Annotated in this window: 14 protein-coding genes and 1 pseudogene; 7 read left to right on the top strand and 8 right to left on the bottom strand. The window is 66.9% G+C overall.

The annotated features are described in order from the left end of the window. The first annotated feature begins 575 nt into the window (after positions 1–575). Positions 576–833, top strand: coding sequence for a DUF7660 family protein (locus AC067Z_RS27580; RefSeq protein WP_478792316.1), 258 nt, complete (start codon positions 576–578; stop codon positions 831–833). A 210-nt stretch (positions 834–1,043) separates the two neighbouring features. Here AC067Z_RS27580 and AC067Z_RS27575 read toward each other — a convergent pair whose 3' ends face one another. After that, complete coding sequence (locus AC067Z_RS27575; protein ID WP_478792315.1) at positions 1,044–1,325, bottom strand: hypothetical protein; 282 nt, start codon at positions 1,323–1,325, stop codon at positions 1,044–1,046. Positions 1,326–1,500: 175 nt separating this feature from the next. Next, positions 1,501–1,860 (bottom strand): hypothetical protein, encoded by a 360-nt coding sequence (locus tag AC067Z_RS27570; protein WP_376261894.1) that lies wholly within the window; start codon positions 1,858–1,860, stop codon positions 1,501–1,503. A gap of 1,259 nt (positions 1,861–3,119) precedes the next feature. On the opposite strand from AC067Z_RS27570, the gene AC067Z_RS27565 reads away from it, so the two are divergent. Next, the gene (locus tag AC067Z_RS27565; RefSeq protein WP_478792314.1) at positions 3,120–3,728 is read left to right on the top strand and encodes a hypothetical protein; all 609 of its coding nucleotides are present in this window, start codon (positions 3,120–3,122) and stop codon (positions 3,726–3,728) included. Positions 3,729–4,058: 330 nt separating this feature from the next. After that, entirely contained in the window at positions 4,059–4,382 is a 324-nt protein-coding gene (locus tag AC067Z_RS27560) for an LppU/SCO3897 family protein (RefSeq protein WP_478792313.1), read from the top strand. A 130-nt stretch (positions 4,383–4,512) separates the two neighbouring features. Here the strand turns inward: AC067Z_RS27560 and AC067Z_RS27555 are convergent. After that, positions 4,513–4,853, bottom strand: a pseudogene (locus AC067Z_RS27555) (MerR family transcriptional regulator); the annotation flags it as partial. A gap of 67 nt (positions 4,854–4,920) precedes the next feature. Here AC067Z_RS27555 and AC067Z_RS27550 point away from each other — a divergent pair. Beyond that, positions 4,921–5,379 (top strand): N-acetyltransferase family protein, encoded by a 459-nt coding sequence (locus AC067Z_RS27550; RefSeq protein WP_478792312.1) that lies wholly within the window; start codon positions 4,921–4,923, stop codon positions 5,377–5,379. A gap of 263 nt (positions 5,380–5,642) precedes the next feature. Here AC067Z_RS27550 and AC067Z_RS27545 read toward each other — a convergent pair whose 3' ends face one another. Continuing rightward, positions 5,643–5,780 (bottom strand): hypothetical protein, encoded by a 138-nt coding sequence (locus AC067Z_RS27545; RefSeq protein ID WP_478792311.1) that lies wholly within the window; start codon positions 5,778–5,780, stop codon positions 5,643–5,645. A 268-nt stretch (positions 5,781–6,048) separates the two neighbouring features. Between AC067Z_RS27545 and AC067Z_RS27540 the strand changes: the two genes are divergently transcribed. Next, positions 6,049–6,483 carry a hypothetical protein gene (locus AC067Z_RS27540; protein WP_478792310.1) on the top strand — a complete coding sequence of 145 codons (435 nt, stop codon included), beginning with the start codon at positions 6,049–6,051 and terminating at the stop codon, positions 6,481–6,483. Between the two features lie 753 nt (positions 6,484–7,236). Then, positions 7,237–7,527 carry a CPCC family cysteine-rich protein gene (locus AC067Z_RS27535; RefSeq protein WP_478792309.1) on the top strand — a complete coding sequence of 97 codons (291 nt, stop codon included), beginning with the start codon at positions 7,237–7,239 and terminating at the stop codon, positions 7,525–7,527. A 130-nt stretch (positions 7,528–7,657) separates the two neighbouring features. Here the strand turns inward: AC067Z_RS27535 and AC067Z_RS27530 are convergent, their stop codons facing one another. After that, positions 7,658–8,680 (bottom strand): alcohol dehydrogenase, encoded by a 1,023-nt coding sequence (locus tag AC067Z_RS27530; RefSeq protein ID WP_478792308.1) that lies wholly within the window; start codon positions 8,678–8,680, stop codon positions 7,658–7,660. 297 nt (positions 8,681–8,977) lie between these two features. Continuing rightward, entirely contained in the window at positions 8,978–9,406 is a 429-nt protein-coding gene (locus AC067Z_RS27525) for an ester cyclase (RefSeq protein WP_478792307.1), read from the bottom strand. 296 nt (positions 9,407–9,702) lie between these two features. On the opposite strand from AC067Z_RS27525, the gene AC067Z_RS27520 reads away from it, so the two are divergent. Continuing rightward, positions 9,703–10,347, top strand: a complete 645-nt coding sequence (locus tag AC067Z_RS27520) for a DNA alkylation repair protein (RefSeq protein WP_478792306.1) — start codon at positions 9,703–9,705, stop codon at positions 10,345–10,347. A 319-nt stretch (positions 10,348–10,666) separates the two neighbouring features. On the opposite strand, the gene AC067Z_RS27515 is transcribed toward AC067Z_RS27520, so the two are convergent. Together AC067Z_RS27515 and AC067Z_RS27510 are read right to left on the bottom strand one after the other, a co-directional pair. Next, on the bottom strand, positions 10,667–11,416 hold the full coding sequence (locus AC067Z_RS27515) for an ATP-binding cassette domain-containing protein (RefSeq protein WP_478792305.1): 750 nt from the start codon (positions 11,414–11,416) through the stop codon (positions 10,667–10,669). Continuing rightward, positions 11,413–12,000 (bottom strand): hypothetical protein, encoded by a 588-nt coding sequence (locus tag AC067Z_RS27510; protein ID WP_478792304.1) that lies wholly within the window; start codon positions 11,998–12,000, stop codon positions 11,413–11,415. The genes AC067Z_RS27515 and AC067Z_RS27510 overlap by 4 nt, the downstream gene beginning before the upstream one ends. Position 12,001 lies beyond the last annotated feature (1 nt).

Here is a 12,001-nt window from a genome sequence, read left to right as displayed (position 1 = left end):
ATCAGCGCGGCCCGCTCGGAGGACTGCCCGGCGCGGACCATCGTGTCCTGAGCGTGGCACCCGACTGCGTCGAGAGCGTGTGGCCGGTGTGACGAAGGTCGTAGAAGCGGAAGTTCTCCGGCAGCCCGCTCCGGCGCGGAACGACTCTGGTAGCTGACTGGCCTGCCACGGAGCCGACGTGGCAGGCCTGGGTCGCTGTGAGCCCCGGAATCCACCTCGAAGATCGTCTCGGGGTCCGGAATCCTCACCTCGACCTCATCTGGGTCGTCCGCGAGTGGCACCCCGATTACATCGCCAACGATCTCTGCTGGGCAGAAGACGACGGCATGCACACGCTCCAGCGCACCACCTCGCGCGGAGAGGGCGAGCTGAGGTCAGCTGCGGCACAGTACGGCGGGATCACATCCTTCGACTACCCCTGGCGAACCCTCTATCCGGGATGACAGTGGTCGGGACGATCACCTCAGCTGAGTGCCAGAAGCGCGCCCGATCAGTCGGGGACGCAGGGAGACAGACGCGCGAAGGCCCTTGACTGAGCCATTAAGACTCCACCGACCTCGCTGTACGGTGCCGCCATGCCTCAGCCCACGTATGGATCAAACGTCCCAGTCACCTCCCGAGAAACCCTGGTCCACCACATCCACCAGCTGCGCGAGGATCTACTCGCCAACGGCGACGGCTGGGATAACCCAACCCTGGAGCGCTACCTCGAGTCCATGGCCGCATGGATCGAAGATTCAGCGGGCTACCACCGCTCTCAGGGCGAGGAGCCACCAGGCCCGGACTGGGAGTTCATCGGCAACGCCCTGCGGGCCGCCGCGATGTACGAGTAGGTTCACCGGCGGACCACAGCCTGCGTGCCCGATCAGCCGGTGTTGAGCGGGGAACCACGGGGAACCAGGGCGAGGCAACCGCTACCCCCAGGTCAACGACCTCGCAGGTCAGCGGCCACCCGCATACGGCGTCTTCCAAACTGGTGCTCCATGGCTTGACCGGGCAGTGACTGCAACGCCGTCGCTGGCCGATCCGGCTAGCGCTACAGATCAGGTGCCGTCACTGGAGCGCAGCTCAACTTGGCGCTTGCGGGCGTAGCCCTTCAGGTCTTGCTTGATGGCCATGACTTCCTCGGCCCGGATGCGGATGGGCGCGCAGTACTGGGCGTCGCACGAACGGGGGAAGCTGCCGTCGATGAGGGAGATGCCGCTGAGCACCACCCCGCCGTCATCGTCGATCTCTGTGCAGAGAACCGGGTGGAAGGAGCAATCCTCATAGACGTCTCCCACACAGATACCCGCTGGGTTGCGTGGGTCTATCCCTTCGTTCATGCCGCCCAACCTGCCATAACGGGCCTCGCGCGGCTGAGGGATTCCCGCGGTCGTCCGCTAGCCGGTGACATCCATGGTTGACATCAACGGCCGCGAACGGCAGCGGAGTCGAGCGGTCGGGCATGGCCGCAAAGGCAGCGGATCGGCCCGGTGGACCAACGGTCCGATCGAACTCCTAAAGCGGCGGCTTCCTGGCAACCAGTGGCAGTGGCCAGCTAGCGCAGGCCACGAGTGCGCTGCCGTCCTCGGTGAGGAAGAGCAGGGTAAACCGTGTCCGATTGCCAGGATCGATCAGCGCTGTGCGCACAGGTCGGTCATATTCGCGGATGAGCTGCACTGCTCGCTCCAGGCCAAGAGGTTCGAGTCCGCGCATCCGCATGCGCTGAAGTCGGCGACTGAAGACTCCGGCATGCGCACCAGTGGGTTGTACCCGCTCCTCCACCGAGTAGGGGGCGCCGCTGCGGAGGGCGGCCAGAGCTATCAGGGACGCCTCGTCATCACCGATCAACAGCGATTCCAGCACATGCCGTTCCATGGTCACCCCGTTTGGATCGTGCGGTACAGCAGCCAGGTACCGCAACCCTAGTAACCGCCCCCGCACGGGTAGCGCCCCTCCGGGCCCGCCCAGCGGCCGGTATGGCCCCCGCTGACCGACCCCGCTAGAGCTACGGATCAGGTGATGCCCACCAGAGGGGATGGTGCGCGGGCGGCTCTGGCAGGTCATCTGCTGGCCATCGACGAAGCCCGACCGTCGGTTAGGTCCCGGACGATTCTCCGGGCCGCCCCCAGACAGGCCGGGGATGCAACCATTCCCTTCAGAGCTGGAACCCCCGGAAGCCGACCCGCGCGCTTGAGACCCTAAAGGCCGGCACTGACAACGGCTTGTACGTGCTTGGCCGTTGAGCGGTGAGTGTCTGACTGCGTGACAACGCCGACGAACAGCGGCGGACGAGCGCGAACGTCTGCGGACCATCAGCGCAGGTGAGAGACACACCGGTCCAAGCAGAGTCCTCGCCCAAGTTGCTTCGGGACGAAGAGGTCGTGCCGTTAGGGGCCCGGCACGATCAACGCCCCAGACCGTCCCGAGGGCGGCAGCCCTTGAAGTCTGGTGGCCTCGCGCTCTCCGTGCGGGAGGACGATGGCCAGCGGACCTGTCGGTCGCAATGGGAGTGTCACAGTCGGCATGTCTGGCGGGGCTGGGCCGACAGGCCGGACGAACCACTGGCGGTCTGCCCACTGCCGGGGCTGTTCCGTTGACATCCAACGCTGACATCAGCGACGGCGGACGACGGCGACACACGGCAGCCACGTCTGGCACCAGTGCACAAGGCATGCCCCGACCAGGCGGAGGAGCGATCGAACTCCTGAAGCGGGTGTCTGCCACGATCACGCCCGGTCATGATGGCGTTGACCTCGCGGATGAAGTCTTCGCTGTGGGGGCTCAGCCCTTGAGCCAGTAGATCGCGATGGCCACTGCGGCGGCGAAGAAACTGATGTGCGCGGTCACTCTGCGGCGCATGAAGCACAGCAACTTCGTCCGACTCTCCACCACGACCGTGCGCGCCTCCGCGACCACCGGTCGTCCCAGCGCTGGACGTTGATGACCAAATAGTCGGGGGTTCGACCGTGCACACAGTGTGCTGGCGGCGAGGGCGGGGGGCGTCTGGCGTTCCGCCGGATCCCACGCCACCGGGTGTCAACTGGTCTGTCCCGGCCCGCCCCCCACGCGTGAAGAAGGCCGATCCCTCGTTGATAACTTTGCTCCCCCTGCCTTCTTTGCTCAACGGGGGATCAATGAGCCAGCCTCAGTTCCAGTCGCCGCAGCACAACCCGTACAACCAGCAGCCCGGCCAACCCCCGATGCCCCCCGCGCAACCGCCGATGCAGCCCTGGCAGCAGCAGCCGCAGATACAGCCCGGCCAGCCGTACCCCGCGCCCTTCGGGCAGCAGCCGAGGCGCGGCAACCCCGCCGGCGCCTTCTTCCTCGGTTTCCTCGCCTCGGTCGTCGTCTCGGTGATCTACAGCGGCGTCACGGTGGCCACCTACGAGGAACAGTCGGCAGAAACGGCGCAAACGCTCTACGTGCTCCACGGCCTGCTCAACGGAGCGGCGGTGGGCGCGTTGATCGGCATGGTGGGCCGCGGCAGCACCGGCGCCCGGATCAGCGGGGCCGTCATCGCCCCGCTCGGTGTCTTCTTCGGCTACACCAACGCCATTCCGCTCATCATCGCCGACAGCCAAGGGGGCGCCGCCATCGGGGACATGATGGAGGTCGACCCCTTCGCTCCGGCCAAGGCCTGGTGGGGCAGTCAGAGTGACACCGAGTGGCTCTCCCTGCTCGGTCTCGCGGTCGCCGCCGGAGCGGCCTGGGGCCTCGCCTACATCATCGGGAAGCGTCGCTGAGGAGTTGGGCGCTCGCTCCCGCAATGCTCCTGCATTTAGGGGGTGTTGATCGGTTGTTATAGCGTGCTCGCGTCAAAAGGACGCACATGACACGCGCTCACGGGGGACTACCACATGACCTTTCCGCCGCAGCAAGGCCCTGGCTCGTACGGTCAGCCTGGCCCGTACGCACAGCAGCCGCCGCAGGGATACCCTCCCGAGCCGGGATACGGGTACCAGCAGCCGTACCCGCCCCAGCAACACATGCAGATGCAGCCGCCGCCCCAACAGCAGCAGTGGACCGCACCGCCGCAGCCGGCGACGCCATCCCGGAGCGGGGGCATAGGCATCATGAAGATCCTCAAGGGCATCGCCGCCGTGGTCGTCCTCATCATGTGCGTGGTGGGCTACTTCGCGAGCCAGGACGATGCCGACCACGCGGAGGCCGGAGACTGCCTCAAGAACACCGGTTCCACGGTGACTCCTGATCTGCAGGTGGTGGAGTGTGGTGGCACCGAGGCCACGTACAAGGTCGTCGAGGTGATCCCCGACACGCTGGACACCACCAAGTGCGAGGGCAAGGCGGACATCGGCTACCTCGAGCAGACTCGCGGTGGGCGACGCAGCTCGGGCAAGCAGTTCGTGCTCTGCCTCGATGAGCTCAAGACGAAGTAGCCGATGACGCGAACGCCCCGGGCCGGAGAGGCCCGGGGCTTCTCTGTTCGATCGGGCCCCACGGTGTGTCGTCGCAGAAGGCGAGATGGTCTGCATCACCAAACCCCACCGCGCGATCAACTGATCGAGGCGGTGCAGGGCAACGCTTGGCTACCGCTCTCAGCACGGATCGAGGCAGACGAAGCGTACGAATCTGCACGTCCAGGGCATCGGCGTGCGCCGAAGCCACCTCGGGACGGAGACTTCCCGGTCGAGAACCTTCCTGATGGCGGAAAGATCCAGCCCGAGGTCGCGCAAGGTACGCACGAGATCGAGACGTGCGACGGCGTCGATGTCGTAGAGCCGGTAGCCAGCCGGGCTTCGGTCAGTCGGCGGCACGATCCCCGCGTCGGAGTAGAACCGAATGGTCTTCACCGTCAGCCCGGTTCGCCGGGCAAGGTCCTCCTTGCCCTTCTGCCGAGCGGCGCGCACGATCCGTCCAGCCCAGTTGCAACTTCCTGCTGCCGGTCCAAGTCGGAGTGGTCGGAGTGGATGGGACTTGCTCTGTAGGGTCGGGATCATGAGCGTTGAGGTTGCGGTCGTCCGTGAAGCGAACGACCAGTCGGTTGAGGCATTCGCGCGCTTGTTGCCTCAGCTTTCGACCACAGCCAACCCGTTGGATCGCGAGGCGGTGCGGCGCTTGCTCGCCAGCGACGCGAACACGGTTTTGGTGGCACGGGTCGAAGGTGAAGTGGTCGGGATGCTGACGCTGGTCATGTTTCCCTTGCCTTCCGGTCTGCGGGCTCGCATCGAGGACGTGGTCGTGGACGAGGCCGCGCGGGGACATGGCGTCGGGGGTGCCCTGACCGAAGAGGCTCTGCGCCTGGCGGAGGCGGCGGGTGCTCGAACCGTGGACCTCACATCGCGTCCGTCGCGACAGGCAGCGAATCGGCTGTACGAGCGCCTCGGTTTCGAGGCCAGGGATTCCACGGTCTATCGCTTCGTTCTGAAGCGGTAAGTGGAGTCGTGTCGGTGCGACTCGCGACACACGGAGTTGTCCGTCCTTGGTCCGGTCGACATGGTCCAGGTCGAGGAGGAGGACGGCGGCGTCCCGGTGGCGGCGGACGATGCGCTCTGCCGGAGCCGTCCACCCGGCGCGGGTACGCAGGCCGGTCAGGGGTCACGCCGCGTCGCGGTGGCGAGGCGATGGGCCGGCAGGCCAGAGTGGGCCGGCCGGGCAGTGGCGATGCTTGGCGACTTGTGGCACTGCCCGGAGACCGGTCAGCGCAGGAACTCCCGGCGGCGCATGCGAACAAGGGCCGGCAGGACGACGCCGCCGATGGAGAGCGCGAGTCCGGTCATGGCGACGGCCAGGAGCGTGGAGGTGAGCAGGACGCCCGTCCCGACCACGCCCGTCACGGCGGCCGCGGGGTTGCTGCGTGCCAGGTCGACGAGGCCGGGTCGGGCGACGGGCGCGAGTGCCTTCCGGTTCCGCCTCGGCTGCTTCGACCGGCGCAGACTCGCGATGGTCTGCTTCAGGTGCGTGCACGAGGAGCCTGCCGCCGAGGAAGGTGCCGCCCGGGAGGACCCGCGGCCGACGAAGCCCTATCGATCCCACGGCCGGCACTGGTGAGCCGGCCGTGAAGCCCCACCGTCACGCGGCAGCATCAACGGTTTGGAGGAAGAGGTGGCCACGAGCCGTATCACCGAGCTGTGGCTCGCGCAGGAGCGGCCAGCAGCGAACGGGCTGTACAGGGCGGACGGTTCAGCGCGAGCTGTCGAGGTGGACAGCCCGAAGCTGTCATGGCTCGACGTAGAGGAGCCGCTCGATCTGGACGCGCTGCTGGCCGACGACCCGGAGGATCTAACGACGGCCGATGTACATCCGCAAGGCATGGCGAAGTTGCCGGCCGGGTCGGGGTACGTGTGCTGCGGCGACGGTTCGCTGGGTTCGGACGGATTCTTCGCCAGACTCGACCAGGACAAGAACCTGGTGTGGGTGGTGTCGTTGTGCGATTCCAACCCGTTCGTGCGAGCGGAAGTCCAGGGCTCGTTGGCCACCTTCACCAACAACCTCGGCAACTCCCTCACCATCGATCTGACGGACCCGTACTTCGCCTGACGCCCCACGCCCCAGCCCATCACCCGCGCCACAACCGTGCCAGATCGGGCGGGGACTCACGGGGAACCGCGGCTGTCTGCAGGGCTCAGGTGGCCGCAGGCACCGAAGCCGGCATTACCCAGGTCGGGGCCCAACTCGCCCCACCTCGCTCCTAAAGCGGGTGTCGCCGGTTCGAATGCTGCCGGGGATACTCTCGGCGGGACAGCATCTCGCCGGGGGGACCGGGTATGGACACACCCACGCCGCGTGGCGCTGGAGGCTTCCTGGTTTTCGGTGCCGCGTCGGCCGCCGCCTTCGTCACCGTGTGGTGGGGGTTCGTAGGGTTGGGTACTGAGGATTTCGGCAGCAACTGCCTCTACTACTTCGGGGAAACCGGGCCGCAAGCCGAGCACTGTCACCGAGTGAACGACCGGGCGGAGGCATGGCTCCCCTGGCTGGTGTCGGTCGCGTGGACCGGTGCAGTGCTGTGTCTCTTCCTACCGCGAAGGTTTCCTCCGGGCCGACGCTCTGCCGCCGGCATCGCTGTTGTCTGCCTGGTCATCGCCTTGGTACTCGGGGTCCATGCCATGGCCGTCTCGACGCCGTAGGTAGTGAGCCAGCCGTACAGCAGCGGAGTACGGCAACCAGCATGGCGCAGCCGACCATCAGCAGCTCCGAGCGGCTGTAATCGATCGAGAAGACTCAGCGACCGCCCCTCCGGTAGTTCGCTCTACAGGGTCGCGGTGAACTGCTACGGCAGGGCAGCATGCAGCCGTGGTCACTCCTTTCGTCAACATCCATGGGACGGCCGAGGGCGGCCCATACCGTTGTCCGTGCTGCGGCTTCGTCACGCTCGGCGAGCGCGGCAACTTCGAGATCTGCTCCGTGTGCTTCTGGGAGGACGACGGGCAGGACGACCACGACGCGGATCGGATTCGAGGCGGGCCAAACGGTCGCTTGAGTCTCACCGAAGCTCGGCGGAACTTTCATGCCATGGGCGCCTGTGACGAGCGGTGCACACAGTTCGTGCGTGCTCCTCGGCCGGATGAACACCCACTGGCCTGACATCGCCGGCTGACATCAACGCCACCAGACGTCCATCAGCGCAGCCCCGCGGGCGGCGACCCGCAGTTGTCCTGGGACAACCGCGACGACTGTCAGTACGACGCAGAACCCATCGGCGGCGGGTGCAGTGTCAGCGGTTGGTGACCACCATCCGGAAGCGGGCGGCACCGGACAGCATCTTCCGGTATGCCTCATCAGCCTGGTCCAGCGGCACGATCTCGACCATCGGGCGGATCCCGTGCAGGGCGCTGAACGCCATGGTGTCCTGCACGTCCTGCGCGGTGCCGGACGGGTGGCCGCGGACGATCTTGCCGCTCATCAGGAGCTGGTTCGGGCCGATTCCCAGCGGCTCGGCATCCGCGCCGACGACCACCAGCTCGCCCCGGGGGCGAAGCCCTTCCACAGTCGCCGTGATGGCATCGGAGTTCGCGGCGGTGGCCAGGACAACCCTGGCTCCTCCGAGGGCCTGCAGCGCATCTGCGACGGCGGTGTCCGCCGTGCTGTCGATGTAGTGATGCGCGCCGAGCTGCTTGGCGAAGTCGGCCTTGTCTGCACCGCGGGCGATGGCCACGGTCTCGAAACCCATCGCGACGGCATACTTCACCCCCAGGTGTCCCAAGCCCCCGATGCCGAGTACGGCGACCAGATCGCCCGGCCGTGCGGAGCTGCGCCGTAGCCCGTTGTACGTGGTCACCCCCGCGCAGGCCAAGGGCCCCGCATCGGTCGCCGCGAGCGCGTCCGGGATCCGGGCCAGGGCGTCGGCCGGTGCGATCACCGTCTCGGCATAACCGCCGTCATAGGCCCAGCCGGGGATCTTCAGGTTCTCGCACACGATGAAGTCGCCCTGCCTGCAGGGCGGGCAGTGGCCGCAGCTGCCGCCGAACCAGCCCACCGCCACCCGGTCACCCACCTGCCATCCGCTGTACGTTCCCTCGCCGACCTCGTCGATGCGTCCGGCGATCTCATGCCCGGGGACCACCGGGAACTCGACACCCGGCACCAGGGCGTTCACGAAGAAGACGTCGCTGTGGCAGATCCCGCAGGCTTCCACGGCAATCCGTACATGGCCGGGGCCCGGCTGCGGCACCTCCCGTTCGATGATCTCCAACGGACCGCCGGCGGCTGCGACCTGCGCCACTCGATGGGTACTCATCTGGATTCTCCCGGGGTACGGGTGCGACAACTGTCACCACCAGCACACCAGCTCCCGCCCGATGACGCGCGTTGGAGATTATCAATCACGAGAACAATGATGCGGCCTTCTTTGCGGAGTCAGTATTTCTCGTCGAGAAACCGAGTGACCGAATGACCGATTCTTGGGACCGCATCTCGTAAAAAGACCCTGAATTCAGAATGGGACTTCGAAAAACACGTGCGGTGGCGATCGCCAAATTCGAGGGCACGGGGAGCATTGCACGCTGTCGCGCCTTCTTCGAGCAGTCCGATTGGGTCAGTGGCCGGCCGGCGCGGGCGCGATCTGCTGCATGAGGCTGATCATGTCCGGAGCGACCCACTCCTCGGCGATCTTCTCGCCCTCGATGCGGTAGATCTCGATGCTCCGGAAGCTGACCGGCCGGTCCGTCGCCGCGACCCCTTGGAAGGTGCCCCGGTGCGTTCCGCGGAAGTGGACCCGCACGGCCACCCTGTCGTCGACGCCGAACGCGTCCTCGACATTGATCTGCAGGTCAGGGAATCCATCCAACATGGCCTGAGCCCCCAGCCGCCAGATCTCCCGACCGTGCAGCGGGTCGGGTACCCCGGGGAGGTTGGCGATGAAGTTCTCCGTCAGCATCTCGACACACGCGTCGAGATCTCCGCTCTCCAGCGACTTGAAGGCCATGCGCAGCAGGGCCAGGTTCTTCTCCACGGCGGTGTCCATCTTGTGTCCTCCCTGGGGGAATTGCCCCGACGAGTGCGGTGATCGCTCCGATCCGCATGACTCTCAGTAGAAAGCCTGCCGCCGCGTCAAGGTCAAGAGAGGCCCGAGGCTCGCCCATGGCTCCCTCAATCCGGAAATCGACTGCCCCACGGCTGGACCCTCGAAGCGATCCGCAACACCGACCGAGGCTGCCGCCGAACGGTCGTGTACGACAGGAAACCGGCTTCCGTCGTAGGTTGAACCTCGCACGTGAGGGACGGGAGGCTGAGGTGGCCGAGACGATGGTGGCCGAGGTGATGGCCGAGCTGGCCGCGCTCGAGGACCCGAAGACACGCGAGGTGAACGAGAAGCACGGTGACGATCACGGTGTGAACCTCAGCAAGCTGCGCGCGCTCGCGAAGCGGCTGAAGACGCAGCAGGAACTCGCGTGCCGGCTCTGGGAGACGGATGACACCGCGGCGAGACTGCTGGCGATCCTGATCTGCCGCCCGAAGGCGTTCGAGCGTGACGAGTTGGACGTCATGTTGCGCGAGGCGCGCACACCCAAGGTGCATGACTGGCTCGTGAACTACGTGGTGAAGAAGAACCCGCACGCCGAAGAGCTGCGCCTGGCCTGGTCCGCCGATCCGGATCCAGTGGTCGCGAGTGCCGGCTGGGCTCTGAGCACCGAACGCGTGGCGAGGAAGCCCGAGGGCCTCGACCTCTCAGGACTGCTCGACATCATCGAGGCGGAGATGAAGGACGCCCCGGATCGCCTGCAGTGGGCGATGAACCACTGCCTGGCTCAGATCGGGATCGAGCACGCCGAGCACCGCACCCGTGCAATCGACATCGGTGAGCGCCTGGAGGTGCTCAAGGACTACCCGACCTCCCCGGGCTGCACGTCTCCGTTCGCGCCCATCTGGATCACCGAGATGGTGCGCCGACAGCACGCCAAGTAGGAAGGTTCGCGCTCACGCTCGTGCCGCTGCTCCCTCAGAACGCGGCACCCGATACCAACCGGCCGTGAGGGCCTCACGTCGCCTACGCGCCACCGCTGGGTGGTGGGGTGCCTCGCCTCCTTGCCGACTGCCGACTGCCGACTGCCGACGCTTGCACCGGCGCCACGAACGCCGGGCCGGTACAAGCCTGATGTCGGTGGGTTCGAAACCATCCGCGCCCACAAGCGGGAAGCACGGCAAATGCCCAGGTCACCGGTGCCCAGGCTTCCGGTTTGATGCTCCGGCGACGGCGACGTGTTTGCCGGAAGGTGCTGCGCCGTCAGCACGAGCCGTCCAGTCGCATGAGGACGGAGTACGCCGACTCGGCCCGGCGAGCCGGTACGGCTTCAGGGGCAGCGTGGTCCAGGAAGCTCTGGGTTCCGCCGTGGTGGCGAACCCGGCCGGCGTCCATGAGCGTGACGGTGTCGGCTTCGTCGGCCAGGTCGGCGATGTCATGCGTCGACATGAGCACCGGGGTCTTCGCCGCGACCTCCCGCAGCACGTCACGGAAGACCGTGCGCTGGTGAGGGTCGAGCCCGGCCGTCGGCTCGTCCAACAGGATGATGCGCGCGTCGTGGGCGAGGGCGCAGGCGATGCCGACACGGCGAAGTTGGCCCCCGGAGAGCCTGGCCGTCTTTTGCCCGGTCTGCTCGGCCAGGCCGACCTGGTCGAGGGCGGATCCGGCGCGCTCCCAGGCATCGGAGCGGCTCTCACCCTTCAGCCAGGCGACGTAGGCCACGTACTCGCGGGCGGTCAACTGCCGCGAGGTGGGCACCCGCTGAGGCAGCCAGGCCACGTGGCGGCGGTATTCACGGCTGGCGGAGGTGAGGTCCGATCCGCTGAACAGGACTTTGCCCGCCTTCGGCTCGACCGTGCCGGCGAGCAGAGCCATCGTGGTGGACTTGCCCGCCCCGTTGGGGCCGAGCAGGATCGTCAGGCCTCGGCCGGGGACCTCGTAGGTGAAGCGGGAGAGGACGGGGCGAAGCCAGCGGTGATAGCTGAAGGTGACACGGTCGAGCAGCAGAGTCATCGGTCGGTCCTTGGTGCGAAGCAGATGAGGGAGAGAATCCCGGCCAGAAAGACGGCGGCGGCACCTATGGCGGCGTGTGCGACTCCGGCCTCCTCCGTGACGATCACCCAGGGGTAGGGGTCGCCGATGTTCCGGCCCCCGAGGAACATCGAGTGCATCATCCAGAAGACGGGGACCAGGGTCGCGCGGTGCCTGAGCAACGGCCAGGCGCCCAGGGCGAGTCCGCTGAAGAGCAGGTTGTTACGCGCTGCCGTCCACATCACTTCCGGGCCGAGGGGAGACATCGCCATGGCCACCACGGTTGCGAGGAGGGCGAATCCGGACACCAGCGCGACATCCCTCGCGTCGAGTCGACGGACGGCAGCTCGTTCCACGGAAGGCAGCCGCCTTTCGAGGCAGGCGACCAGGGCGACAGAGGGGATGAGGCAGAGGAAGTTGCTGAGCTCCGTCGGTATCGCGTACTGCCCCACGAACGCGGGAAAAACGAGCTCCACGTCCAGGGTGAGCCCGACGCCCAGCACGAAGGCGCACAGCGCACCGGGCAGCAGGCCCAGGGCTCCTCGCTGGCGCAGCCACCAGAGCATG

Source organism: Streptomyces sp. NPDC043812 (assembly GCF_056436245.1).
This window is presented reverse-complemented; position numbering and strand designations above follow the sequence as displayed.